This is a genomic window from Aliivibrio sp. EL58, from assembly GCF_900312675.1.
In the GTDB taxonomy this organism is placed as follows: domain Bacteria; phylum Pseudomonadota; class Gammaproteobacteria; order Enterobacterales; family Vibrionaceae; genus Aliivibrio.
In genome coordinates this window covers 116,387-140,681 of sequence record NZ_OMPC01000011.1, presented here as the reverse complement: position 1 = coordinate 140,681, position 24,295 = coordinate 116,387, and the positions used below count along the sequence as shown (strand labels likewise).

The following is a 24,295-nucleotide window of genomic DNA, read 5'->3' as shown; positions in this document are numbered from 1 at the left end:
CATGATACKGAGAAATTATCTTGAGTAATTTTATCGATAAAATGGTGGGGTATTTTCACCCCAAATCAGGACTTCAACGGCAATACGACAGAAAGCTTCTCAATAAATACAACGCCTCACTTCCAAGTAATCCTCATACCAAGCGACCTAATAAGAAATCATCCGGCTCTGCCAATAGCGTCAATCGTGGCGCTAAAGCGGTGCGTGAGCGTGTTCGCCACATGGATGAAAACAATCCGTTAGTTACGGGTATTTTGGATGAGCTCTGTTCTAACGTGATTGGTCCCAATGGGATCATGATTGAACCTCAACCACTCGATATGAAAGGAGAAGTACACACCGAGTTTGCTCAAGCCATCAGTAAATGGTTAGAGCTGTTTTCACTTAATCAAAACATCGATGCTGAGCATTCAAGAAGTGAAACAGAGTGGTTAGCGTGTCGTACTTGGCTGCGTGATGGTGAAGTGTTTGGTCGCTTATACATGGGTAAGCATGAAGAGCTGTTATATCCAAGCAATACGCCTTTTGCTATTCAGCCGTTTGAGCCTGATTTTATTCCTCATCGAATTAATGAGCCTGAAAATGGCGTGTTAGAGGGGATTAAGCGCAACAAGTTAGGCCAAGCCATCAGCTATCTCATTCAACAAGACGCGCATGGGTTTGAGTTTGTCGAAATTGATGCGTTCTTTATGGTGCATTTGAAGTTCTCACGGCGGTTTCATCAAAACCGTGGCATTTCATTGCTTCATTCGATTGTGGATCTGATTGATGACATTGACGATTACGACCAATCCGAACGAGTCAGCGCACAAATTGCCAGCCGCTTTACCTACTTCATTAAACGTGAGGTGGGCAGTGAAGAATCACTAGAGCGTGATGGCGATATGTTCCTTGGTATGGGTAACAGCTTTGAGCTTTCACCAGGTGAAGACGCAGGCATGGTGGAGAGTAACCGCAAAGAGGCGATGAGCTCGCCATTTCGTGATGCTCAACTTCGCTTGGCAAGCTCTGGTGCCGGCGTGAATAACTCAAGCGTAACCCGAGATTACAGCAACGGCAGTTATTCATCACAACGACAAGAGCTGGTCGATAGCTATTCACGTTATCGAGTGCTTCAACGCAAGTTCATCCTTAATTGGACTCGTCCTCAATACCGTCATGCGCTCAATATGGCAATCCTTTCGGGTGAAGTAAAAGTGCCAAAAGGCGTGGATAAGGATTCGATTTTTAATGCGATTTATCAAGCGCCGGTGATGCCGTGGATTGATCCAGCAAGGGAGATGACAGGAGTTGAAAAAGGCACTCGTTTATCGCTGTTCTCATTAAGTCAGGCACAACGTGAGCGAAACATCAGCCCACTGGCAACGCGCCTTGAAGTGCAATCGGAGCGTAAGCAGCTCAATGATATGAACATCGTCAGCACATCCGATCCTGCTCATAGCTTGGTTTCATCTAACTCAAACAAAGAGGTTAATAATGCCAAAGGCAAGCAAAGCTAAATCGTGGTTTACGTTAAAGAACCAAGGTGATGCAGAGCCAGTGAAAGTCTGGATACACGGCGACATTGGGAGCTATGACATTGAGGCGATTGATTTAATTCGTGCGCTTCAATCGGTTGGTACTCAAGACGCTGTTTTTCATGTGAAAAGCTTTGGGGGCTCAGTCTATGAAGGCTTAGCCATGTTTAATGCGATTAAGGCGCACAAAGGAAAAACCACAGGGGTTGTGGATGGGCTCGCGGCGTCCATTGCGACGTATTTCTTGATGGCGTGTGATCATATTCAGATGCCAGAGAACGCGAGCTTTATGATCCACGACCCATCGATTGGGGCATGGGGAGGAGAGAAAGAACTTGAAAGCGCACTYACTCAAATTAAGAACGCCAAACAAACCATTGCGGATGCGTATGTTGAAAAGACAGGCCAATCAAATGAAGACGTATTGGCGGCAATGGCAAAAGAATCGTGGTTTACCGCAGACGAAGCGCTCGCGTTTGGCTTGGTGGACGAAGTCATTGACCCCGTTAATTTAACCAACTGCTTTGATGGTATTAAGAAAGAGGCATTAAGCGCGTTTAAACATACGCCTGATGCACTGTTAAACGCCATTTCAGTGGAGCCAAAACCAAAAGCTGAGCCGTTATCTAATTCAATTCCACCCTCTACCCAAGAGCCAAAACAGGTAATTACTATGCCAAAACCAAATGAAGAGCTGCAAAACGCAGTAAAAAAAGAAAACCAACGCCAAGCGTCCATTCGTGGGCTGTGCGCTCAACATAAAGTGAAAGACGAATTACTCAACTCCATGCTTAATGATATGGATTGTAATGAAGCCAATGCAGCGGCTCAAATCCTTGCTGCCATTGGTAAACAAAGCGCGACAGGCAAAGAAACCCCAACGCCTTCAAACCTAACCCCAACCCACATTCATGCTGGTAATGGCAATCACATCAAAGCGGAATTACAAAACGCCTTAAATGCGCGTTTAGGTACTGAAACGGTTGAGAAGGACAACTCATTCTCAAGTGATTCACTGCTTAACATGGCCAAAGCGTCACTAGGTAATGAAGGTAAAGGGCTAAGTAAGCAAGACTTGGTGGCACGAGCGTTTAATACCAGTGATTTCTCTGAGATTTTAACCGAAGGGGTAAGAACGGTTATTCGTGATGAAGTGAAAGTTAAAGCGCCGTTATGGCGTCAGTTTGCAAGCACTGAGCGTTTACCGAACTTTAAAGAAACCGAACTTATCACCATCAATGATGCACCTGATCTAATGGGCATTCAGGAAGATGGCGAATACAAACAAGCCCTAATCAAAGGAACCGGCGAGAAAATTCAACTGGCTACCTTTGGTCGTGAGTTCCGTATCACTCGCCAAGCCATCATCAATGATGAAATTGCGTTGCTGAGTAAAATTCCACGTAAGTTCTTCCAATCAGGCCGTCGTTTATCCGACAAGTTGATCTTCAATGCCATCCTTGCTGGAAAGATGAGTGATGGTGAATCAGTGTTTCATGGTGCTAACAATAAAACGGGGATCACTGCAGGGGATTACCAAGCACTTATTCTTGCGATGCATAAAGCCCTGGCAACAACTGAAACCAGTGGCGGTGATGTTTTAGATTTAGAAAGCCAATTCATTCTGGCAAGTCACGATCATGCGCCAATGATTGAAGCGGTATTGGCAACGGCCAGCAAGCCGGATGCATTTAACCCTGCGTTCAATAAGTTCAAAGAAGTGATCAGCACCGGTCGCATGAAAGATGTGAATGGCGCGATTGGTTTAACCACCAAAGACTTTGAAGCGGTGGTGATGGGCTTCTTAGATGGTCAGGAAGAACCATGGTTAGAAACAGGTGATGGCTTTACCTCTGATGGTGCCAAGATGCGTATCACTTATGACATTGTAGCGAAAGTGACTGATCGCCGCGGTTTATGTAAAGGCACATTTGCAGCGGCTAAGTAAGGTTGTTGTGTTCATTTATAGGAGCTTTCGGGCTCCTTTTTTTATAGGTAATGATTATGCATTTATGTGATGGAAACAAACTCAGTATTGCGGCTCCTGCAGGTGGTTTTGTAAAGGATGAGCCGTGTTTAGTGGGTGCTTTGCTTGTTGTACCAAGTTTTAGCGCTGAAGAAGGTGTCGTGGTGAGCTGCGTAACGCGCGGTTTATTCGATGGTCCGATTAAAGCCGGTGATAACCCGATGTTTGATTGCTCTGCTGCGTATTTTGATGGTGTTGAGTTTACAAAAACGCTGCCAACGGAAGTGGACGCAGTCATTCAGCCAATTGGTGTATTCGTCGATGGCGGTGTGCTGTTAACCGGTGGTTTAATCACTGAGATTAAAACGGTGTAATAAGGGGCGGTAATGTCTGATTTTGATGAAAACAGAGCGGATGCTTATGAAGCCATTTTAGATGCAATGGGTGATGAGAAAACGGTGATCTCTCCGAGTGAAGAAAGCTCAGTCATTACCGCTTATGTTAAGGCTCGCCAAAAAGACGGATTGCAGCGTTTAGCGATGATCACCGATAGCAAAATAGCGGAGCAATCCACTATGGAGCATAAAGGAAAAACCTATCGTGTGAGTTTTCAAAGCGGCTGTAATGGGATGTTTGAATACGTGTTGATGATGGAAAGTGCATCAAAACGCCGAGATTGGGCAGAATAATATGCTGAGTGTTGATACGGCTTGGCTCAAGGAGTTGACCTATCTTCCTGAGCATATAGAGCAAGCGGCCATGAAGGCGGCACGACGAACCAACCAATGGTTAAAGGTGAAAAGCAAAGCGGAGATGAAAACGGAATTAAAACTGAAAACGTTTAATGATCGTTTAAAGCCGTTTAATCGGGTGAAGAACCGAAATTACACCGGCAAGCTTTGGATTGGTACCAATGATTTGGCGGCTCATCGTTTTGGTGAGCCTATCCAATTAGGTGGTTCAGTGGTTCGTGTTGGGAATAAAGAATATGATAATGCTTTTGTTCGTTACATTGGTAATGGTCGAACGCCTGTGGTTTTTGAGCGATACGCGCCTCATTCTGGCAGTGCGAAAGCAAGACGCCAAATACGCGCTGTTACCGAACCCATTGATAAAGAAACGGCAGACATCATTGCCACATTAACCCCTCAAGTGGATGCCCAATTTAGGAAGTTCTTTGATGAAGAGATCATATCAATTATTGCGAAATCCGTCTGATTATGTCAAGGCGGTGATTGATCATTTAGAAACGACGTTAGCTCTTGAAATTCCGAGTTCATACAAACGAATAGCAAGCAGCCCTGAAACGGTTGAGATCACCTATCGATGTGGTCAATCCAAAATAATGAAAGAAGACACCAACGATGGCAGAGAAAAACACAGTATTGAGCTGATTTTTTCCATTACGGTGAACACCTCCAATGAAGGTTTTGATTTAGAAGCCTTGGATGCCTCATCACGTATCGAGCGTGAATTTCAGAACAGTTATTTTGGATTGGGTGACTCGGTTGAATTGCCAGATCACATCGTTAATGAGCCTCAAATTATTGATGATGAGCATGGGTATCTTATTCGAGCAGTGACAGTGAGACAGTCAGTGTCGATTGGTGAAGTGGATGAATCTTGGTTGGAGTAAAAATCTATGTTTATTCAAATCATGCAAAGGATCATTTCACTAGAAAACAAAGTGCTTGAGCAAGGTGACGAGCTTGAAGACCTGCGAGGTAATCTGGCTAATCTCATTCGTCTTGCTGTGGTTGAAAAGGCCAGTAAAACCACCGTCGATATAAAAACGGGTGACAATGAAGTGAAAGACGTTCCGTTCTTTGTCTTTTGTAGCGGTAAGGTGAGCCATTATCGCCGTCCTTCAGTGGGTGAGTTGTGTTTATTGGTCAACCTTGGTTCTGGTACTAATTTGAATAATGCGGTCGCTTTAATGGGATTGCCCTCTAGCAAATACCCAGCCCCAACCACCAAGGAAAATGAAGTGATGGTGGATTATGGCAACGGCATGACGGAGCTTTATGACATCGAGAGCGGAAAGCTTGTGGCCAAGTACCCAGGTGGTTATGAAATCCATGCTGATAGTAAACAAATTGGCAAGAATGAGCTTGAAGGTGATTCGATTCAAAAGGGCAATCAACAAATTGAAGGAGACACCAAACAAAAAGGCAATATTGAAGCGACTAAAGAGATCTCTGATGGCGTTCGCAGTATGTCCGAAGATAGAAACCTCTTTAATGCACATGATCATATCTGTTCTAAACCCGGTGACCCATCCATGCCTCCAGGAGTAAATCAATAATGGCGCTTAATCTTAATATCTATCAGCACATCATGAACAATGGATTAACTATTTCAAATCCAGCGGTTGATGCAGGGCGTGAAACCAGTAGTCAATTAATGGCATTAGAAACCGCATTAAATAACCCAGCATTAGATTTACTCGGCATTGATTTGGCGGTGCTAACCTCAGCYAGAGACAGCATTGCCAGTACCAATACYAATATTACAGGCAGCGTGAATGCCATGGCGACCACGGCGGATAGTGCTATTCAAATGAGTTCGATGGCACAGCAAGTCAACCGATTGGATGCGATGAGTGATGCTGTTCCTAGCAGTTGTTCAAATACCACAGAATTGTTTGGATCAATCCAAGGTGAAAATGATGCGGCCTTTGCGGTTGTCGATGAGTCAGCCAGTGCTTTATTTCAAGCCATTACTGATTTTATGAGTGGGGTTATTGAACTTGGTGAGTTTGAAACCTTATTAACAACGCTGAGTGATTATATGTCGGCGGCTGACAGTGAGATCTCTTCACTGCTTAGTAAGGAAACGGCGAAAGCATCTGAGATTAAAAACAAAATCACCTCATCGGCTATTGCTCAAAACATTGCCATGCTTTGGGATAATCCTTGTTCAAAAGCGGTAATGAATGATGTGTTACCCGATGAGATAAAAGGGCTTTTACCATGATAGGGATTGACCCAAAGACAGGAAAAACAGTAACAGGATTTGAAGCGCTTAAACGGCGCTTCATTCGTATCTTAACCACGGAGATCTCAAGCCGAGTGAAACGACGAAAAGTGGGTAACCCTGCGTTACGTTGTCTCGGTAAGCTGCAAACCCCACAAACTACGTTAATCATTCAAAACCTTACGTTGTCTGCCTTTACTGAGCATCAAAACGGCTTGTCTGAGTTTAAAGCCACTCAATGTATCGCCCAGCCAACCGCGACGGGTTACTCGATTAAAGTGATTGGCAAGTGGAAAGGCAATCAACTCAAACTTGAAGGTGAATTATGACCATCCCTAATGCATTTAAAGAGCCGTCGTTTGAAGCCTTGTTTGATGATTATGTGGCTTTTGCGGTTAATTACGTTCAAGAATCGAACCCAGAAATGGCGGTTCAACTTGAAGAGGCGTTTCGTAATGAAGCGGAAACCTTAGCGCAAGTGACACAAGCCTTCATGCTAAAGCGATTGGCTGAAATTCGTGAGCAGAACTATTGGGCTCTGCAGATGTTCAGAAAGTTTGTGACTGAAAGCGACATGGTGGATTTGTTAGCAGCGCAATATCAGCTTAAACGCCAAGTGCTCATCCCTGAAGACATTAATGTTTTCCCACCTAAAGCGGCGGTGATGGAGAGCAATGACAGTTTATTGCAGCGCTTTGATTTAGCGCCGTACATGTTTCACACCACAGGCACTCGCGCCGGTTATCGTTTTCATGCGCTGACTTTGGATGAACGACCAACCATGACGGTGAGCTCAGAGCCTGATGCGGTAGTGATGCGCTTTGAGTTTCCAAAAGAGAGTCAACCGGCACAGGTTAAAGATGCCAGAGCCAAAATGCTGGTCCCAAACAGTGGTCAAGTTCAAGTAGCGTTGGTCAGTCGTGAAAACCCAGATGGTACGGCAAGCCCCGAGCTGATTAAACGCGCCAGTGATTATCTAAATCGTGATGACATTGCTCAAGAAACGGATGAGGTCACAGTGAAAAGCAGTGTTCCAAAACCGTATGTGATTGAAGCGACGTTATTCACAGGAGGTGATCCAGTGAATGACATTTCAAAAGAAGAAGCCCAAAACGCTGCATTACATTTTGCGGATAAAAGCCAGATACTTGAAGGGCGAGTGGAGCGGCTTGAACTTGGGCATGTGTTTTATTCATTAGGGGCGAAGCGTGTTGAAATAACCAAACCCACAGCGGATATTTTATGTTTGTGGGATGAAGCGCCGCACTGCACAGAGGTGATCATCAATGTCAAAGCCCAATGAGTTTGTGTCGGTTCAACCTGAGAATCGAACCTTGATTGAAGAGGGATTAGAGTTTGCCTGGCATCGCTTATTAAGTGCATCAGAAAACCCTTATCCAGAATTGAAACAACCCCTTTTAACCTCTGATGAGTTTGTGTCTTTGCTTGCCTCTGAGCGTGGTGTCTTGGATTGGCAACCTAATGACACGATGAAACAACGCCGAGAAACCACAGAGCAAGCCTTTGCCATCCATAGAAAAGCAGGAACACGCTTTGGTTTATCTCAAGCCTTGAGTGTGTTGAACATCACCACGGAAATGAAAAAGGGTGAGTTGGCGTATTCATTAGTGATTGATGGTTATTTGTCAGATCTTCCCATCGATAAAGAAACTACAGCAAGGGTGGCCTCTCGAATTGATAACTACAAATCAGAGCGTGACACGGTGGACATTGCCCTTATTCGCTCTGCTGATTCACACGCCTTTATAGGCTCAACCATTCAAACCGGTGTTGTTATAGAAATAGGTGCCGCATGAGTACAGGATATTTAAATTACATTACGTTGGCAGGGCTTGATGAAGAAGCGCTGGCCAAAGAAGAAGGTCGTAAGGTTACGATTGAAAAAGTGGTTATTGGCCTTGGATTACTTCCAGAGAATGAACAACCACAAAATCAAACCGCGTTATTACAACCTAAAGCGGAAGCGGTTTGTTTTGTAAAAGCGATAGATACTGAACATGGTTTCTATCGTGTTGAAGCAGATATACCTATTCCCGATACTGGTTATAACTATTTTGAAATTGGTACTTTGACCGATACTGGTGTTCTTTATTCATACGCACGCTCACGCGGTGATTATGTTGCAGGAACGGCAGATTCAGATGGGAAACTTACACGAATTAGACTGAACTTTAGAACGGATAATTCAGAATTAATTACCATCACTCAAGATGATTCGGTGCTCTATACACCGATCACGGATTTTGAAGCGCATGTTGAAGAGTTTAATGCGCATTGCCAGGCAGATAATCCGCACACTCAGTACCTTCATAACAATGAACACGCCACTCAAGCCCAAGCAGAAGCAGGGGTAAGTGCAGCTCATTGGATGTCACCATTAAGATGGATGCAGGCGTTTAAGTCACGGTTGTCTAATTCGTTTACAGGTACAAGAACTGATTATGCGGCGAGTGAAAAAGCGCTTAAAGATGGGTTAGAAACTAAAGCAAATTCGTCACATATTCATGATGATAGATATGTCCAATCAAACGAGAATGGATTGAAAAGAATACCAAGAGGAAATACATATGATGTTGATGAATCTCGAAGATATGAAATCGGACGATTTTCAGTACAGACAAATCTTTGGAACAATGATGGTACGATCATCATTGAAATTAATAATTACTATCACACATCACATGGTTATAAAAAATACTCTGTTCGTTGGGGGTTTAATCATACCGAAGGGGTTTTAACGTTAGTTGAAGCTTTTGGTGTTGGTGGTCGTGAATTTGTGAGTATTGGTGAGCCAATTGTTGTTAGTGGAAATGTTAAATACATACCAATCTATTTGAATCAGGCAAGTCACACCAAATGCCATGTAACATTAATCACGGGCTTTACACCAACGGATAATAGAATCCCAAATACCGGACAGTGCTACTTACCATCTCCAATGACTTATGAGAAAGTTGATTTATATTCAGCACCAGAGGAAATTGTTCATGTTGAGCGTTCTCTTGATGTTAATGGGGAGTTGCTAGAAAAAGGACTACGAGTCTACAGTCCTGATAATCCACCTCCTTTTTCTATTGTCAAAAATATTATTGTTAATAGTAATAATCCAGTATCGAATGCTCAGGTGTATGAATATTCTATACCTTCTGCTCTTGGCTCTGATTGGGAGGGAAAAGAGATACGATTAACCGTTAAATTTTACAACACTAATACTAATGAGTGGCAGGAGTTACATTGTGGTAACTCTGATGCAAACTATTATGGGGCTAATGCATCGATAGTCGGTAACCTAGTAGTTCTTGTGACTCGATACTACCGTGTTGCAGGGCTCAGTGATTATACAGGAAACTATAATGTGACTAGCAATCATAATCCCAAAGTAAAAATAGTCGCTCATCGCTTAACATAAAGGAAATATCATGAAAATGAATACGCTAGGGGTTGAAGGAGAGAGCCTAGAGATAATCACCGAAAGACAGCCGAGTGATAATGAATTATTAATGAATGAGAGGAGGCCAAGTTCTGAGTATGTAGCTAAATCAAATGGTGACGGCACTGGCTTTTGGTTTCAGTCATCAGATGTATTTTCAGAGCGAGAAAGAATATGGCAACAATCCCAACTAACCAAAACAAGTACCGCCATCGTTCATTATGAAAGTGATGCCAAAATCCCTGACATCTATTCAGAGCTACGAGTGACAAACTACACCGAAGACGATTATTACGCCTTACTAGGCGATAGAAAACTCTTAGTTGAATACCTTGAACAACAAGACTTTCCAGAATGCGGCAGGCCTAAATTATCCGGCTTAGTACCAGGCTAATCACATCAACCAATCACTTCAGAACCCAACCATTGCGCTGGGTTTTCTTTTATCTAGCCACAGGAAAACCCTATGGACAAAAACAGTAAAAGCGATGGGCGAATTGAATATCAAATTCTAAAGCCCTTTCGATTGGCTAAACGTTGGGTTCAGCTCAATGAAAAGACCATTCGCCTTCATCCACGACAAGCCAGCTTTCTTCTTTTAAACGGAAAGATTGCAAAGATTGTTGCTCAACCTACTAAAGCCGAGGTGAAATAATGGCAGAAATGATCCCAATTCAGGATTTTGAATTAAACGGCGCGGAAGTCATTGCGATTGAGCCATTACCAAGTATGGGGCCATTGGCTCAGCATGTAGTGTGTCTAGTTGGAACTGCGCCTAATAAACATGCAGGTATTGCTTACAATGAGCCGGTGCGTTTGTTTGATTACCCACAAGCCAAAATGATGTTAGATACCACAAACACCAGTGAAGGAACGTTGCCGTTATTGGCGCGTTATTTATTGGGGTATGTTCGTGCGGTGTTCTATGTGATTGTGGTTGAAGAAGGCGCAGATAAACCAACCACAGAAACCAATATCATTGGTGGTGTGGATGCAAACACCGGCGCGACTTCTGGCTTGTTTTCAATTAAAGGTTGCCCTGAAACTCCAACCTTGATTGGCGCACCAGGCTTTAATTCCATTCCGTTTGTTCAAAAGCTTTGCACCGTGGCGCGTGATATTCATTGTCGTCCCATTGTTGATGGACCAAACACCAACGATACCGAGGCTGCAGAGTTTGCCGGTGAATTTGGTGCTGAAGGAACAGGGCAAGATAAACTCAGCATTATTGACCCATGGTTTATTAAAACCTACGACGGTTTACCAACCGTATTACCTGCATCAATCGCTCTCATCTCAGCCATGGCAGCGGTTGAGGGGTATGAATCACCACAAAACCAAGGCGTGCTGTGTGATGAGCCTTGTCGTTTAGTCACTTACAAGATTGGCGATAAGACCACACAAGCCAACTTCTTGAATAAACACGGCGTGGCCACTATGGCAAAAACGCGCATGGGCGGTGTTTCTATCATTGGTAATCGAACCAATACAGGCCGTTTTATGGCTCATGTGGGTTTAGAAGATCTGATGGTACGTAAACTAGAAGAAACCTCTCAGCCTTACATGGGCAAATTGCTCACTGAAGAGTTTATGGACAGTGTGGTTGAGCGCTTGAGCAACTGGGGTCAATCTTTAGTGGCTGATGGGGTTATTCCTGTCTTTCGTGCCTATTTGCACCCAAGTAAAAACAATCTTGAAAACTACAATTCAGGCCGTTGGTTCTTGTGTGTGGATTATGGTCGTTATAGTCCGAATGAACACATGGTGTATGAAATGTCCGTGGATAATGGATTAATTGAACAATGGCTTGAGGAGGTCGTAAATGGTTGATCGCGTTCGATTACGATTATCAGCAGTGGTGCAGGATGTRCCATTGGTGAATGAGATTGTGGAATTTAGTGCGCCAGAAGTGACGTTTAAAACCGCCGCGAACGAAGGCAGCTTTGTTCAAAGTGAAGACGTTGTTGGTATGGATTTACTTAAATGGTCCATGAAGGTTCGTGGTAAGCATGCTGATTTGGTGATGTCGTTGGGTCGTTATGCACTATCTGAAGCGCAAGTTAACGTGACGGAAAAAGGCAAAGACAGCAACGATGGTGGATATAAAGCGCAATACTCGCTCTATTCTACCATTAGCTCAATTAAGCAAGAGACAGTGAAGATGGGAGAAAAGCCGGTGTGTACCATTGAAGGCACTTGTAAATCTTACAAACTGATTGATAACGGTAAAACGGTGTATGACATTGATACCCGAACCGGAAAAACCACCATTGGCGGTGTGGATCTTATGGGCCAATACGGCGCGACTGCTTAACCACATTGTGATATTACTTTTAATAGGGGCTTAGGCTCCTTTTTTTGATCGAGATAATTATGAAAAAGACCTCTGCATTGCCATTTTTTCGTTTAAATGACAGCGACACCCTGACAATTTCTTCTATGACACTTGAAGTGTTTCGAAAGCTCCCATTCATCAACAAAGAAGGCAAACTCACTGATAAAGAGCTGTTTGATCAACAAAAAGCGGTCATTCTTGAAACGACAGTATTAACAGAAGATCAGTTTGAAGAATTAACCGCCCCCGATTTTAATACCTTAGCCAATGATTGTACGGCTTACATCTTAACGGGCAGTGATGAGCTCCAAGGTAAGAAACTGGCGAACGACTGCTATGAATTTGATTTACTTTTCCCCTTTGAAAATGAAGTGGGTGAGAAGATTGAACACATCAAATTTACGGTACCTAAAGTGAAGCACTCACAAGCGCTGACAGACATCAGTGAAAAGCAATTGCGTGAAGATTTTATGTTCCAGGTGGTGTGTGATTTGGATAAAGAAGATCTGCAGAAGATGTCGGTAAATGATTACTTAACGATTAAACCGAAGGTCGGTGATTTTTTTCTACAGTCGGCGGCTTACTTTCAAGTGACGACGTCGAAAACTTAATTGATGTGATCCCGATGTACCGCAATACCTCCGAAACCGAATTAAAGGAATGGCGGCAGGATTTAGCGGTACATCGATACGAGCTGATTTTAACTAAGCTGGGGATTAAGAAGCGATGAGCAATCAAAAAAGCAAAGTGTCCTTGCTGCTTGATGTTACAACCAAAGGCTTAGGGGATGTAGTATCAACCACCAAAGCCACTGAAAAGTTAAATAATACGCTTGAGCAACAGCGTAATGATGTGGCCGCCTTAAACCGAGACTTAAAAAAGGTCGAAGGCTATCAAGCCACGGAGCAATCACTGCAAAAGGTGAATGCCAGACTTGATGCCTCAAAGGTGAAATTATCAGGGCTTGGTGCAGAGCTTAGCGATAGCCAGAAAAAAAACAGAGCTCTGGCTGAAAGCTATAAAAGCACTGAACAATCACTGGGTTTACTTCATAAGAAGTTAGCCGATCCCACGGCGTTTAATCTCTCTCAATCTGAAACAAAATCGTTAGGTGTTGAGATTGCAAAAACAGAGTTACGGCTTGAAAAGCTCTCTGATGAAATGGCCAGCAATGCCATTCACACCAACAAACTACGCTCATCCCAATATCAAGCCAAGAAACAGATAGACCGTTATTCCTCAAGCAGTGATATCCAATCGGCCAAACTTAAAAAGCTGCAGAGTGAATTGAAAGGCGCTGGCCTTAATACTGATAAATTATCTGATGAGCAACAACGATTAAAAACCGCCAGTGAGCGAGCCACCAGCGCGTTAGAAAAACAAGGGCGACAACTCAAAGAACTCAATTCTATTCAAAGCCGAATAGATAAGCGAAACGCCAAACTTGGAGAGTTACAAAGTCAAGCATCAGGCCTTGCGATGGCTGCGGCTCCGATTGCTGGCACCATGTATGCGGCTATCAAGAATGAGTCTTCCTTTGCAGATGTGAAGAAGGTGCTCTCTGATAAAAATGATCCTCAAGATGCCGCCAAAATGCAAGCATTGAGAGAGTGGTCGTTAAAAGAGTCGGGCAATATGCCGATGTCGGCCACTGAAATCAACGGGATGTTGGCGGCTGGTGGTCAAAGTGGCATTAAGGATCATGAAAAGCTCAAAGCGTTTGTGATTGATTCCGCCAAGATGGGCGTGGCGTTTGATATGGAGGCTGGTGAAGCCGGTGAAACGCTTGCCACCTTTAAAGCTTCGATGGGATTAGACCAAAAAGGAGCGGTTGGCTTAGCCGGTCTTTCAAATTATCTCTCGAATAACTCCAACGCAAAGGCCAAAGACATTGCCGGAGTCATGGCGCGAGAAGGAGCAACCGCCAAAACGGGTGGTTTTAAAGTTAATGAATCTGCAGCATTAGCGGCTTCATTGCTTTCCACTGGTATGAATGAAGAGCGAGCAGCAACGGCACTGAAAAACATCTCAGGACGTTTGACGCTAGGTGATGCGGCCAGTGGTAATCAACAGAAAGCACTAAGCTCATTGGGATTTGATTCAAGCTCGTTAGCAGCTGATATGCAAACCGATGCATCAGGAACCTTGTTAGAAGTGCTTGATGCTCTAAAGAACGCGCCACTTGAAGAGCAAAGTGCGCTCATTTCTCAAATCTTTGGGGAAGAGGCCAAAGGTGCGGTGGCTGCATTAGCCGGTAACACCAAAAACTTCACTGATATTTTAAAACTCGCCAATGAAAGCCAAGAAGTACACGTTCAATCACTGCAAGATGAATACGATGCACGTGTGAATACCACTGAAAATGGCATTAAACAGTTTGTAAATAAACTCAATGCGTTGGCGGTGGTACTTGGTGAGAAGTTATTACCAGGACTGAATTGGGTATTAGCCCCATTAGGTGCTGTAGTTGATGGCGTTACCGCGTTTGCACAAGAAAGTGATGTGCTTGTGCCGGTGATAATGGGCGGTATTGGGGCAATCTTAGCGTTTAAAACCGCATTAATTGCAGGAAAAGCCGCGTCATTACTTTTTGGTAATACCGTTGATAAAACTCGTCTGTTTAAAAAAGGATTAAACCGAGAAACCCAAGAAAGTGGCAAGGCGGCGTCTTATGCGACTAAGGCATTTAAAGGCTTAAACCAAGAGCTTAGACGCTCTGGGGCTTCAAGAGGAGCACGTTCCGGCTCAGGTAAACGTTTCGGACGTCGTTCAAAATCTAGAAATCCACTGTCTCGTATTGCTGGTTCATTTTCTCATTCCAAAAGAGGCATTCCATTAGCCTTGGCTGGTGGAGCAATTGCCAGTTTACCAGGCATGGCAATGGCGCAAGATGCCATTGATATGGGGGCTGATGCGGCGCAGTCTGCAGGACGATTTGGTCTTGCTAAAGTATTGCGACCATTAAACATGGCCATCAGTGGTGTCGATGCAGTGCAATCATTATCTGAAGGGGATATGGAAGGCGCAGGGAGCTCACTTGGCAGTTTAGCTGGTGGCATGGGAGGCGCATCGTTAGGGGCTGCGATTGGTACCATGATTTTGCCAGGCATTGGCACCATGCTTGGTGGTCTTGCTGGTTCTATGATTGGGGACATGGGCGGTGAAATGTTAGGTGGTTGGTTTGGTAGCAAACTTGCCTCATCCGATGAAGTCAGCCAAAAGGTCGAAGAGAAAGCCAACAAAGAAGCACTGCAGGAAAAGAACTCAGCCGTTCACTTTGCACCACAAATCAACATTACTCCATCCAAAGGCCAAAATGAAATTGCCATAGCCAAACAAGTGACAGAGCAAATGCAGCAACAATTCAGTTATCTCATGGGCGGTCATTCAATTGAATCACGCTTTAATTATGCCGGAATAGACAGAGGATAAGGAGCCATACATGCATCACCTTGTTATTGGTGAGTTTGTATTTTCGGTGGGGGATAAAACCCCCATTATGAAAATGAACCGTGTCACAACAGGCCGCTTTACTGAAATTAGCCTGGTTGATGGTGCGATGTCATCACCCACAGGAAAACCCCTTGAAACCCTCTCAATTACGGCCAAATGGTTACGCCAAACCGCAGAAGATAATGTGGAGCGTTTACGCCAAATGATCGATGAGCCACAACAAGTCAGCAATGGCGGAGGGGTAAACCTAGGTCAATGGACCATTAAAAGCATCAATGAAGGGAAATCAGAATTGGTGCATAACGGCTCGGCGCAAGTTACCGACGTCACTCTTGAGTTATTGGAGTATCGATGAAAGTCACCGTACATAAAGGGGATCTCATTACGGATGTTCTCTTTAAACACACAGGTCAAGATGATGACCAATTAGAAGCCGACTTCTATCAATTAAATCCTCACGTTCGTGGGGATTTTTTTATGGAAGAAACCATTGTCACCATTCCTGAAGCCAGTTTTAAACAAAATATCAAAGAGGTAAACCGCTCATGGGACTAGAACTCAAAGGCAAACACAGTGAAATGATGCTTTCTTTGCTGCAAAGTTGGACGCTGCGTGATGAGAACGGCATCGATGGCGATGATCTAAAGTTAGTTATTCACTCGTCAGACATTGATGGATTACCGCCAAAGGGTGAGAAATACACAGTTTATCTGGATGAAGTAAATCGTGGTGTGTTTCAAATATCAGGCCGTCAATTCTCAGTGGAGCCAAGAACGATCACGATCACCATGACGGTGTCACCATTCTCAATCAAAGATAATTCAGGCTTTAGAGAAAGAAAGAGCATGAGCTGGAACAAAGCAACGCTAGGCCAAGTGGTCTCCGATTGCGTTTCTCAACATGGGTTCGTTCCTTTTGTCGCACCTGAATTACAAAAAATTGAAATCGAGAGTTTACATAGACTCGATGAAAGCACGTTGCCTTTTCTTCGTAAATTAGCAAAACGGTATGATGCCATTGCAAAGCCGGTGGAAGATCGCTTTGTGTTTGTGCCGATTGGCCAACGTTCAACTTCAAGCGGTAAAGATATTCAATCCATTACGTTGTCACTTCCTGATGAAAACAAAAGCCTTAACTCAAACTTTGTGAATGTCTCAGGTGACTTGGATGGCCGCAATGATTTCTCAGGAGTTAAAGCGTTCTATTTGGATCCAACGGACAGTTCAAGAAAAGAAGTCAGTATTGGGACCGCACCGTTTAAACGTCTAGGTCAGGATAAGAATAATCAGCAAGAAGCCGATCAAGCGTGTCATGCCGAGCTTAGAAAAATACAAAGACAAGGCCGCAAAGTCACCATTCAAGCTCCGGCCATTGCCACGGCTTTTGCTGAAGGTCATGTGATTTTGGATAGTTCATTTCCAAGCGTGGCACAAGGGACGTATTCCATTGATTCAGTCAGTCTCAGTGGAGCAGGAAAACAAGCTACACGAATGACACTGCAAGCCACGTTAATGGGGGAATAATGATCACAATGAATCAAAACGCACTGTTTCAAACCACGGTGCGCTGCAAAATATCAGAAGCTAAAATCAAGAAATACAGTCGTGACAGCCAAGTGAGACAACTTAAAGATGAGCGTTATTCGTTGTATTTGCGCTTTAAGCAGAATCGAATTCAAGGTGCTTGGTTCTTCATGGAGTATAAGAACGGCAAGCAAAAGTCACATCGTCTTGGCCAATACCCTAATTTATCAGCAGCTCATGCATTTACAGTGCTTCAAAACCTTGTTGCTGATCTCTCTACTGGTAGCCGTTCATCAACCAATGAATTTCAAACGATTGATGAATTGTTGATATGGAATCTAGATAGAGAGATCCGCTCAGAGCAGCTATCAAAAGAAAGGTTGGTTATGCTCAAATCAATTACAGAAGGGCACTTAATCCCTAACTTACACGGCACCTCCATTAATGGACTTCAACATAAGGACATTGAATCTTTACTGATGAAGCCATTAAGAGAGAAGCACTATTCCATTAGTTATATGCGAGTTATCTTTCAAGCACTAAAAACTGCTTTTACTAAGGCATTAAAACTTCGATTACTTACTTATAATCCGCTAAATAACATGATATTCACTGATTTTGTATCAACACCCATTGATGTAAAAGGCTGCAAAGTTCGTCCGAGTGATATACCTAATATCCTAGAGCAGATCCAAAATGCCGATCCATTTGCTCGTATATTATCTTTGTTCATGCTGACACATGGCACCCGTATTGGTGAAACCAGAAAAGCCAAATGGCGACATATTTGTTTTAAAACCAAAAGATGGACCATACCCAAGCACAACACGAAAACAAAGAAGGAAATGACCTATCCATTAAGCGATGAAATGGTGCTACTGCTGCAGAGCTTTAAGCAATGGCAGTTGGATCATTATTACCAGGGGAACAATGTCTTTCCTAATTCAAAATATGATAAGGCACCAATTCATCGTGGTACTGCCAGCGATTTTGTTAAGTCAGTAAGTAAAGGGGAATGGACTGCTCATGATTTGAGAAAGTTGGCTAGAACGGTTTGGGCTGATATCGGCATTGATTACCTAGTAGCAGAGACTCTACTGAACCATGCGAAGGGAAAACTCGATCAGGCTTACATTCATACCCATATTGAATTTCAGAAGTCAGAAGCCCTTAATCGCTACCATTTATGGCTAAAAAAGAGCTGTTGCAACTGTTTATCGCCTGTTTTTCAGAAATAGATGAGCAGTAAAATGATCTTTAAGATCAATTAATAAAGTTAAAATAAATATCAATCACAGGGGGTAATCATAGGATGGCAATTTTGGGTAAAAATGACCATATTTCGGCTGATTTATTGAAATGCGCACGTTCGGCTCCACACCAAGTTGGACTGCTTAAATTGAGTAAGACACAGTTAATTGTTCTGCAGTCGATTAAAGAGGGCGAAGAGGTGACGCCGTCACAGATTGCGGATAGATGTGGTTTGTCATCAAGCTGGGCAAGTTCGTTGTTGAAGAGGTTGGTGGAGAAGTATTATTTAACTCGCAGTTGTATGCAGCAGTTAACGGGTGGGGTTGAGTATCGGTATATTAAATAAAACTAATTTCCTAAACTTAAAGAAGGCATTAATGGATTTATACGTTTACAACCATCATGCAAGCATAAGATTTGCATTAACTCTCTAAATGGAAGAAGAGCTTCTTCAATGATACTTTCACGAATGATAAGACTTTTATTATCATCCTTTATTACAAAAGCTGCTAGGTTTTGTTCTAGTATTAAGAAGTCTTGGTGTAAGTCAATTCGCTGTGCTAAGTCATCAAAAATATCACGGTAAGAAATGATGCTATTTTGTGGCTTACTGTCTATTATTTCAGTTAAATAGCTGAGAGTTAAAATATGCCAGGAATTAAACATCCACAAACATGAATACTCTTTTTTGTAGCGTAGAACATATGAAAGCTTAGGATAAACCTGAGATGATAATTTATTTTTTTGCATCCAATTAGACCAAGTTTGATAATCTTTTTTATATAAGTTGTCAGTATTTAATAAAAACCAACTCACATTACGTTTGAGTTGTTTTTTTAATTTGCATCTGTTTATGAATTGTTTTTTTGTATGTTCAATTCTTCTTGCAAGTCTTGGGTATTTTAACCAGCTCCAAGTAGCTTGCTCATTTTCATTTATGGCAGGAGTTTGAATAATTACACTTCCACCAAGTTTCGCAATATCATTAGGGATTTGGTTTCGTTCTAAGAGGAATGCTATCCATATAATGTGTTCGTTTAAATTCCCCTTAAGCAATGAATACTCTTGGGTTGATGCTACTTCAAAGACTTCAGTTAATTGAATTTCTCTTTGAGCAAAAACAGATACATTTTCACTATACTGAGTCCTTTCTATTCTATGTTTAAAGTATTGAGTAAGGTCAGGAAGGGTTATTAGTTTGTCGAACATTAGTTTTGTCATTGATAATTTAGCACTGCGCTGCCGTTTTTGGTGAATACGAACTTTCTCTTTTGCTAAAAAGACATCATGGTTTTGAATTAGCTTATCTCGGCACCATTCGTACAGCCAAGTACTTTCGACTTCATACTCATTCAAGTCTTTTATAGCCTCATCAATATCTCTTGATAGATACGGACTCAAATCATATTCAATAGAGGTTATTTTGTTCTGTTGGTAATAAGCCGTTTTATCGTGCTCATTTTTATGCGTGACGCAAACTTCTATAGCAATAGTACCAATCTCAGTTTCAATCGTAACGTCTGCATAATAACGATCCATTTTAGTTTCTAATTGAGCAGAAAGAACTTTTAAATTTATCGCTTTGTTAGTAAGTAATTCATCTTTATATAGGAATGATACTTCTGGAAGCGTTATATATTCTGCGTTTAAAAAATGGTGTTGAGCAGCCAAATGAAGCTGAGTCATTAAGCAATTTCGATTCTCATCCTTAGAGTAGTGAGAAAAATGATTGCTACGACTGGATGAACAATTATTTTTAGCAACAAGAGCGTCATTACATCCGGAACAGAAGCAATTACATTTCAATCCATTAGCAACAGAATCGATATGTTCAAGCTTGTTTGTATCTTTACTTAATGCATAAGTTAGCATCGTAGATATTAATCCTAAAAGTTCGATTTGGTTAAGTTATACCATAAGATAAGAGGGCTGTAGCTTTCATTGTGAAATAGTGGATCACTATCAAATATTCTTTAGTTATTAGGTACTTCTAGAGCTTTAATCCTTACCTACGGGGCTACATCCCGAGGAATAAAAATTTTTCGGGCTATATGGTCACCACCAGCATGTTAAAAATATTGGTGGTAATCAAACGATTCTAGTTTTTCGTGATGCGTAACGCTTATTTAAGCTACTACGATAAACTAATTAGGTGAACCTATTGGCGAGAATTTTTCGGAGTGTTTGAGGGGCGTGGGGGATCATAATGACCACTAAGAATCTTATAATTTGTTGTTTTTCCTTGGCTTGCCTTATCTTATGTTACATATATAATACGGATTACTTTTTATTGCTTTGTGTGATGTATGAATTTTAGATATGATATAAATGGATTAAGAGCAATAGCGGTTATTGCTGTCGTTCTTTTTCATTTTAACCCGGTATGGGTTCCTGGTGGTTTTGCTGGTGTGGATGTATTTTTTGTTATCTCTGGTTTTTTGATGACAGGAATAATTTTTAGAGGATTGGAGAATAATAATTTCAATTTGTTTAAATTTTATATGGCTCGAGCTAATCGTATTATCCCAGCTCTTGCCGTTTTATGTTTAATACTTTTGGTTTTTGGTTGGTTTTATTTTAGTCCATCAGATTACAAAGCATTAGGTAAGCACGTTACAAGTAGTATGGTTTTTTTATCCAATATTATTTATTGGAGAGAATCTGGTTATTTTGATGCAGCTTCGTATAATAAGTGGCTACTACATACATGGTCTCTTTCTGTTGAGTGGCAGTTTTATATTATTTACCCAATCGCCCTCATTGTTTTAAAACGTTTTTTATCTTTAAAGCATTTAAAAGAATTAATCGTTATAGGAACAATTTTAGGGTTCATTTTTAGTGTTGTCGCTACAATTAAATGGCCAAGCCCTGCATACTATCTTCTTCCTACAAGAGCATGGGAGATGATGATGGGTGGGGTGGCTTTTCTTTACCCTTGGAATCTTTCAGAGAAGAAAAGTAAGCTTATCGAGTTTGTTGGTTTAGTTTTAATTCTTTCTTCATATGTTTTTGTTTCGAGTAATGTTCCTTGGCCAGGACATTTTGCTATTATCCCTGTTCTTGGTTCTTATTTGATGATTGTTGCAAATCAACAATCTAGTATTATTACCAATAACGTTATTTTTCAGTATTTGGGTAAATGGTCATATTCTATTTATTTATGGCATTGGCCAATTGTTGTTTTTGGTTATTATTATAACCTTCAGTATTGGTTTTTTGTTGGAATACCGTTGTCGATATTTCTTGGTTATTTTAGCTATAATGTTATTGAAAAAAATAAAGTTTCATTATTATCTTTTATTTCATTTAAACTGAGTTATTTAAGTTCAGTATTAATAGTGACAACCCTAACAGGTATTGCAACTCTTATTTATTATAATCAGGGTTTTTCATCTAGGCTAACAGGAAATGCTGCAAAATTATATGAAAACCAAGCTGCGGCTAAGGATTACTATCAAAAAACGTATAACGTTAATTTTGCTAATTTCTTTGAAGCACCATATTACTTTAATGATATCGAAAAAACTAGAAGTTGCATCTTAGATCAAAATAAGCAAACCATCGAAAGTTTAAGTCAATGTTCTGATTTCTTCATTAACGAAAGAGATAGTATTCTTGTTATTGGTGATAGTCATTCACAAGATGCTTATAATGCATTAAAGGTAACTTATAGTGAAGTTAACTTTGTAAATATTTTACAATCAGGGTGCATACCAACTCAAAACAAGGATTGTTTTATTATTTGGGATGAGTTCTATGAAACATATATAAAAGATAACAGTAAAATAAAAGGGATTGTTTTTGCATCTCGCTACACTGGTAGTGGTATGGGTAAGTTTATTACTGAGCTCAATGAAGGAAAGTATGATGATAAGTTTCATATTGTAATAAATGCCGGGCCATTCATTGAACCTAGTATTTTACGAGTTTATGAAAATGATGAGATTGTAAATATACCAACTAATATGAATCAAATAAGCACTAACCATTTACTCAATGAAAGTTTAGATAAATCTATAATTATTGATAAATATAGTGTCTTTTGTGAATATACAAAATGCGATATATATGATGATAAATATGAACCATACTTTATGGATTCATCGCACGTATCTAAATATGGGATTGAAAAATGGTCAAACTCTTTAAAGAAGAATGAGGTATTAAAAGGTTTTTTAGATGAAACAGGTGTGCTGTAGAAATATAGTTTATTTTACATAACATTCGTTGTAGGCTGTATTTTGTAGTGTATTTTTCGTTACATTCAACCTACTCGGGGAAGAATACAGTATTAATTTGGCTGATTTCATCTATGAAAATTATGTTGAATTATTTAGGCCAGAAAACGCCTTATAGAAATAAGGCGTTAATATTAAATATATTTAAAGCATTAGAAACCTTAGAGTTATAGGCCATTATCAGTCTTTCAGCTAAACGTTTCTTTGCTAACTCAATGTCTACTTTTGGAGCGTTTGTCGTTGGGCTTGTTCTGATGGAGATACTAGCTTTATGCTCATTATTGACCCCCGTAACGTCGTTATATTTACTGCTGATATTCAGTAGAGATTCTATGTGATTTTCAATTCTTGTTCATAGTTTTAGTCTATTATCTGAATTATAGCGTCCTAATTGCGTCTTACATTATGCCAAGGGTACTTATTTTAAATAAAAATCAGTAAGTTGAAGCGTTGATACCACAACCAAAGAAGAAGAAACTTGGTGCGTTATCCTGCGGCATAAGAGTGTCCAATTAAGAGCAATACATTAATTATCAGAGATCTATCACATAATCGCAAGGCATTAGAAACAGAAGAGGAAGAAAAATTAGAACAGTATTTTCTTTATCTTAGTGATAGGGGAAATATTTGGTCAAATGTCTGTAAATTCAATATAAATCAGTGTTACAGCTTTTGGAATCGTGTCTTAAAAATGAAAATTGGAAACAAATTGAAATCTAAAAGTGTCTATTTTGTTAATCATCACCTATATTCTTTTTGAACAAGAACTTGGTTCGGGATAAAAAATTAAAGCGAAATCAAGTGATAATAATTATATAGGAATCATTATGAATAAATACATGGCAGAGTTTATAGGTACGTTTTGGTTAGTGCTGGGCGGTTGTGGTAGTGCAGTATTAGCAGCAGGTTTCCCTGAGCTAGGTATAGGCTTTGTAGGTGTAGCACTTGCGTTTGGTCTAACAGTACTAACAATGGCGTTTGCTATTGGTCATATTTCAGGTTGTCACCTAAACCCAGCTGTATCAATTGGTCTATGGGTTGGTGGTCGTTTTGATGCTAAAGACTTAGTACCATACATCATCTCTCAAGTTCTTGGTGGTATTGCAGCGGGTGGTATCTTATACCTAATCGCAAGCGGCCAAGCTGGTTTTGATCTTGCTGGTGGTTTTGCATCAAATGGTTTTGGTGAGCACTCTCCTGGTGGCTACACAATGACAGCTGCATTAATTACAGAAGTAGTAATGACAGCAATGTTCCTAATTGTAATTATGGGCGCTGCAGATAGCCGTGCTCCTGCAGGTTTTGCTCCAATTGCAATTGGTCTATGTTTAACACTAATCCACTTAATCAGTATCCCTGTGACTAATACTTCTGTTAACCCAGCTCGTAGTACAGCGGTTGCCGTTTATGTTGGTGATTGGGCAACATCTCAACTTTGGTTATTCTGGGTTGCTCCGATTGTAGGTGCCGTAATTGGTGCGCTTATCTATAAAGTAATGGCAAAAGAGTCATAATCTTCTAGATATTGAATACAAAAAAATGCCGATGATTGACGTCATCGGCATTTTTTATTTAACTTCTTTTC

Annotated in this window: 26 protein-coding genes; 25 read left to right on the top strand and 1 reads right to left on the bottom strand. The window is 41.2% G+C overall.

Features of this window, described 5'->3' with window-relative positions; genetic code table 11:
- Nucleotides 1–41: 41 nt before the first annotated feature.
- From ED622_RS18005 to ED622_RS17895, 23 genes are all read left to right on the top strand, one after another.
- On the top strand, nt 42–1,499 hold the full coding sequence (locus ED622_RS18005; protein ID WP_122036447.1) for a phage portal protein: 1,458 nt from the start codon (nt 42–44) through the stop codon (nt 1,497–1,499).
- Entirely contained in the window at nt 1,477–3,465 is a 1,989-nt protein-coding gene (locus ED622_RS18000) for a ClpP-like prohead protease/major capsid protein fusion protein (protein WP_122036446.1), read from the top strand. Before ED622_RS18005 ends, ED622_RS18000 begins: the two co-directional genes overlap by 23 nt.
- 56 nt (nt 3,466–3,521) lie before the next feature.
- Nucleotides 3,522–3,857: a hypothetical protein gene (locus ED622_RS17995; RefSeq protein WP_122036452.1), complete on the top strand. Its 336-nt coding sequence runs from the start codon at nt 3,522–3,524 to the stop codon at nt 3,855–3,857.
- Between the two features lie 12 nt (nt 3,858–3,869).
- The gene (locus ED622_RS17990; protein ID WP_122036445.1) at nt 3,870–4,172 is read left to right on the top strand and encodes a hypothetical protein; all 303 of its coding nucleotides are present in this window, start codon (nt 3,870–3,872) and stop codon (nt 4,170–4,172) included.
- Between the two features lies 1 nt (nt 4,173).
- The gene (locus ED622_RS17985) at nt 4,174–4,701 is read left to right on the top strand and encodes a hypothetical protein (RefSeq protein WP_122036444.1); all 528 of its coding nucleotides are present in this window, start codon (nt 4,174–4,176) and stop codon (nt 4,699–4,701) included.
- A complete protein-coding gene (locus ED622_RS17980; protein WP_122036443.1) occupies nt 4,664–5,119 on the top strand; it encodes a hypothetical protein in 456 nt (151 codons plus the stop codon). The genes ED622_RS17985 and ED622_RS17980 overlap by 38 nt, the downstream gene beginning before the upstream one ends.
- A 6-nt stretch (nt 5,120–5,125) precedes the next feature.
- Nucleotides 5,126–5,788, top strand: a complete 663-nt coding sequence (locus tag ED622_RS17975) for a phage baseplate assembly protein V (protein ID WP_122036442.1) — start codon at nt 5,126–5,128, stop codon at nt 5,786–5,788.
- Nucleotides 5,788–6,459 carry a hypothetical protein gene (locus tag ED622_RS17970; RefSeq protein ID WP_122036441.1) on the top strand — a complete coding sequence of 224 codons (672 nt, stop codon included), beginning with the start codon at nt 5,788–5,790 and terminating at the stop codon, nt 6,457–6,459. Before ED622_RS17975 ends, ED622_RS17970 begins: the two co-directional genes overlap by 1 nt.
- Nucleotides 6,456–6,788 carry a hypothetical protein gene (locus ED622_RS17965; RefSeq protein WP_060990866.1) on the top strand — a complete coding sequence of 111 codons (333 nt, stop codon included), beginning with the start codon at nt 6,456–6,458 and terminating at the stop codon, nt 6,786–6,788. The genes ED622_RS17970 and ED622_RS17965 overlap by 4 nt, the downstream gene beginning before the upstream one ends.
- On the top strand, nt 6,785–7,762 hold the full coding sequence (locus tag ED622_RS17960; protein ID WP_122036440.1) for a baseplate J/gp47 family protein: 978 nt from the start codon (nt 6,785–6,787) through the stop codon (nt 7,760–7,762). Before ED622_RS17965 ends, ED622_RS17960 begins: the two co-directional genes overlap by 4 nt.
- Nucleotides 7,746–8,276: a phage tail protein gene (locus ED622_RS17955; RefSeq protein ID WP_122036439.1), complete on the top strand. Its 531-nt coding sequence runs from the start codon at nt 7,746–7,748 to the stop codon at nt 8,274–8,276. Before ED622_RS17960 ends, ED622_RS17955 begins: the two co-directional genes overlap by 17 nt.
- Nucleotides 8,273–9,889, top strand: a complete 1,617-nt coding sequence (locus tag ED622_RS17950; protein ID WP_122036438.1) for a phage tail protein — start codon at nt 8,273–8,275, stop codon at nt 9,887–9,889. Before ED622_RS17955 ends, ED622_RS17950 begins: the two co-directional genes overlap by 4 nt.
- A 10-nt stretch (nt 9,890–9,899) precedes the next feature.
- On the top strand, nt 9,900–10,304 hold the full coding sequence (locus ED622_RS17945; RefSeq protein ID WP_122036437.1) for a hypothetical protein: 405 nt from the start codon (nt 9,900–9,902) through the stop codon (nt 10,302–10,304).
- Nucleotides 10,305–10,376: 72 nt separating this feature from the next.
- Nucleotides 10,377–10,565, top strand: a complete 189-nt coding sequence (locus ED622_RS17940) for a hypothetical protein (RefSeq protein ID WP_122036436.1) — start codon at nt 10,377–10,379, stop codon at nt 10,563–10,565.
- Nucleotides 10,565–11,740 (top strand): phage tail protein, encoded by a 1,176-nt coding sequence (locus tag ED622_RS17935; protein ID WP_122036435.1) that lies wholly within the window; start codon nt 10,565–10,567, stop codon nt 11,738–11,740. Before ED622_RS17940 ends, ED622_RS17935 begins: the two co-directional genes overlap by 1 nt.
- Nucleotides 11,733–12,224: a phage major tail tube protein gene (locus ED622_RS17930; protein WP_065640243.1), complete on the top strand. Its 492-nt coding sequence runs from the start codon at nt 11,733–11,735 to the stop codon at nt 12,222–12,224. Before ED622_RS17935 ends, ED622_RS17930 begins: the two co-directional genes overlap by 8 nt.
- Before the next feature lie 59 nt (nt 12,225–12,283).
- Nucleotides 12,284–12,856, top strand: coding sequence for a phage tail assembly protein (locus ED622_RS17925; RefSeq protein WP_122036434.1), 573 nt, complete (start codon nt 12,284–12,286; stop codon nt 12,854–12,856).
- 115 nt (nt 12,857–12,971) lie between these two features.
- The gene (locus tag ED622_RS17920; protein WP_122036433.1) at nt 12,972–15,677 is read left to right on the top strand and encodes a phage tail tape measure protein; all 2,706 of its coding nucleotides are present in this window, start codon (nt 12,972–12,974) and stop codon (nt 15,675–15,677) included.
- 10 nt (nt 15,678–15,687) lie between these two features.
- Nucleotides 15,688–16,053, top strand: coding sequence for a phage tail protein (locus ED622_RS17915; protein WP_122036432.1), 366 nt, complete (start codon nt 15,688–15,690; stop codon nt 16,051–16,053).
- On the top strand, nt 16,050–16,253 hold the full coding sequence (locus ED622_RS17910; RefSeq protein WP_122036431.1) for a hypothetical protein: 204 nt from the start codon (nt 16,050–16,052) through the stop codon (nt 16,251–16,253). The genes ED622_RS17915 and ED622_RS17910 overlap by 4 nt, the downstream gene beginning before the upstream one ends.
- Nucleotides 16,244–17,221 carry a hypothetical protein gene (locus ED622_RS17905; RefSeq protein WP_122036430.1) on the top strand — a complete coding sequence of 326 codons (978 nt, stop codon included), beginning with the start codon at nt 16,244–16,246 and terminating at the stop codon, nt 17,219–17,221. The genes ED622_RS17910 and ED622_RS17905 overlap by 10 nt, the downstream gene beginning before the upstream one ends.
- Nucleotides 17,221–18,459 carry a site-specific integrase gene (locus ED622_RS17900; protein WP_122036429.1) on the top strand — a complete coding sequence of 413 codons (1,239 nt, stop codon included), beginning with the start codon at nt 17,221–17,223 and terminating at the stop codon, nt 18,457–18,459. Before ED622_RS17905 ends, ED622_RS17900 begins: the two co-directional genes overlap by 1 nt.
- A gap of 161 nt (nt 18,460–18,620) precedes the next feature.
- Nucleotides 18,621–18,818: a MarR family transcriptional regulator gene (locus tag ED622_RS17895; protein WP_371413448.1), complete on the top strand. Its 198-nt coding sequence runs from the start codon at nt 18,621–18,623 to the stop codon at nt 18,816–18,818.
- A gap of 2 nt (nt 18,819–18,820) precedes the next feature.
- On the opposite strand, the gene ED622_RS17890 is transcribed toward ED622_RS17895, so the two are convergent.
- Complete coding sequence (locus tag ED622_RS17890) at nt 18,821–20,344, bottom strand: hypothetical protein (RefSeq protein ID WP_162922569.1); 1,524 nt, start codon at nt 20,342–20,344, stop codon at nt 18,821–18,823.
- Nucleotides 20,345–20,778: 434 nt separating this feature from the next.
- Here ED622_RS17890 and ED622_RS17885 point away from each other — a divergent pair, with 434 nt between their 5' ends.
- Entirely contained in the window at nt 20,779–22,671 is a 1,893-nt protein-coding gene (locus tag ED622_RS17885) for an acyltransferase family protein (protein ID WP_122036426.1), read from the top strand.
- Nucleotides 22,672–23,537: 866 nt separating this feature from the next.
- Nucleotides 23,538–24,224 carry an aquaporin Z gene (aqpZ, locus tag ED622_RS17880; protein WP_122036424.1) on the top strand — a complete coding sequence of 229 codons (687 nt, stop codon included), beginning with the start codon at nt 23,538–23,540 and terminating at the stop codon, nt 24,222–24,224.
- Nucleotides 24,225–24,295 lie beyond the last annotated feature (71 nt).

Excerpts from the sequence above, each read along its gene's own strand:
- ED622_RS18005 (WP_122036447.1), top strand. The coding sequence starts at position 42 with ATGGTGGGGTATTTTCACCCCAAATCAGGACTTCAACGGCAATACGAC.
- ED622_RS17995 (WP_122036452.1), top strand. The coding sequence starts at position 3,522 with ATGCATTTATGTGATGGAAACAAACTCAGTATTGCGGCTCCTGCAGGT.
- ED622_RS17990 (WP_122036445.1), top strand. The coding sequence starts at position 3,870 with ATGTCTGATTTTGATGAAAACAGAGCGGATGCTTATGAAGCCATTTTA.
- ED622_RS17985 (WP_122036444.1), top strand. The coding sequence starts at position 4,174 with ATGCTGAGTGTTGATACGGCTTGGCTCAAGGAGTTGACCTATCTTCCT.
- ED622_RS17980 (WP_122036443.1), top strand. The coding sequence starts at position 4,664 with ATGAAGAGATCATATCAATTATTGCGAAATCCGTCTGATTATGTCAAG.
- ED622_RS17975 (WP_122036442.1), top strand. The coding sequence starts at position 5,126 with ATGTTTATTCAAATCATGCAAAGGATCATTTCACTAGAAAACAAAGTG.
- ED622_RS17965 (WP_060990866.1), top strand. The coding sequence starts at position 6,456 with ATGATAGGGATTGACCCAAAGACAGGAAAAACAGTAACAGGATTTGAA.
- ED622_RS17960 (WP_122036440.1), top strand. The coding sequence starts at position 6,785 with ATGACCATCCCTAATGCATTTAAAGAGCCGTCGTTTGAAGCCTTGTTT.
- ED622_RS17955 (WP_122036439.1), top strand. The coding sequence starts at position 7,746 with ATGTCAAAGCCCAATGAGTTTGTGTCGGTTCAACCTGAGAATCGAACC.
- ED622_RS17950 (WP_122036438.1), top strand. The coding sequence starts at position 8,273 with ATGAGTACAGGATATTTAAATTACATTACGTTGGCAGGGCTTGATGAA.
- ED622_RS17945 (WP_122036437.1), top strand. The coding sequence starts at position 9,900 with ATGAAAATGAATACGCTAGGGGTTGAAGGAGAGAGCCTAGAGATAATC.
- ED622_RS17940 (WP_122036436.1), top strand. The coding sequence starts at position 10,377 with ATGGACAAAAACAGTAAAAGCGATGGGCGAATTGAATATCAAATTCTA.
- ED622_RS17935 (WP_122036435.1), top strand. The coding sequence starts at position 10,565 with ATGGCAGAAATGATCCCAATTCAGGATTTTGAATTAAACGGCGCGGAA.
- ED622_RS17925 (WP_122036434.1), top strand. The coding sequence starts at position 12,284 with ATGAAAAAGACCTCTGCATTGCCATTTTTTCGTTTAAATGACAGCGAC.
- ED622_RS17920 (WP_122036433.1), top strand. The coding sequence starts at position 12,972 with ATGAGCAATCAAAAAAGCAAAGTGTCCTTGCTGCTTGATGTTACAACC.
- ED622_RS17915 (WP_122036432.1), top strand. The coding sequence starts at position 15,688 with ATGCATCACCTTGTTATTGGTGAGTTTGTATTTTCGGTGGGGGATAAA.
- ED622_RS17910 (WP_122036431.1), top strand. The coding sequence starts at position 16,050 with ATGAAAGTCACCGTACATAAAGGGGATCTCATTACGGATGTTCTCTTT.
- ED622_RS17905 (WP_122036430.1), top strand. The coding sequence starts at position 16,244 with ATGGGACTAGAACTCAAAGGCAAACACAGTGAAATGATGCTTTCTTTG.
- ED622_RS17900 (WP_122036429.1), top strand. The coding sequence starts at position 17,221 with ATGATCACAATGAATCAAAACGCACTGTTTCAAACCACGGTGCGCTGC.
- ED622_RS17890 (WP_162922569.1), bottom strand. The coding sequence starts at position 20,344 with ATGCTAACTTATGCATTAAGTAAAGATACAAACAAGCTTGAACATATC.
- ED622_RS17885 (WP_122036426.1), top strand. The coding sequence starts at position 20,779 with ATGAATTTTAGATATGATATAAATGGATTAAGAGCAATAGCGGTTATT.
- aqpZ (WP_122036424.1), top strand. The coding sequence starts at position 23,538 with ATGAATAAATACATGGCAGAGTTTATAGGTACGTTTTGGTTAGTGCTG.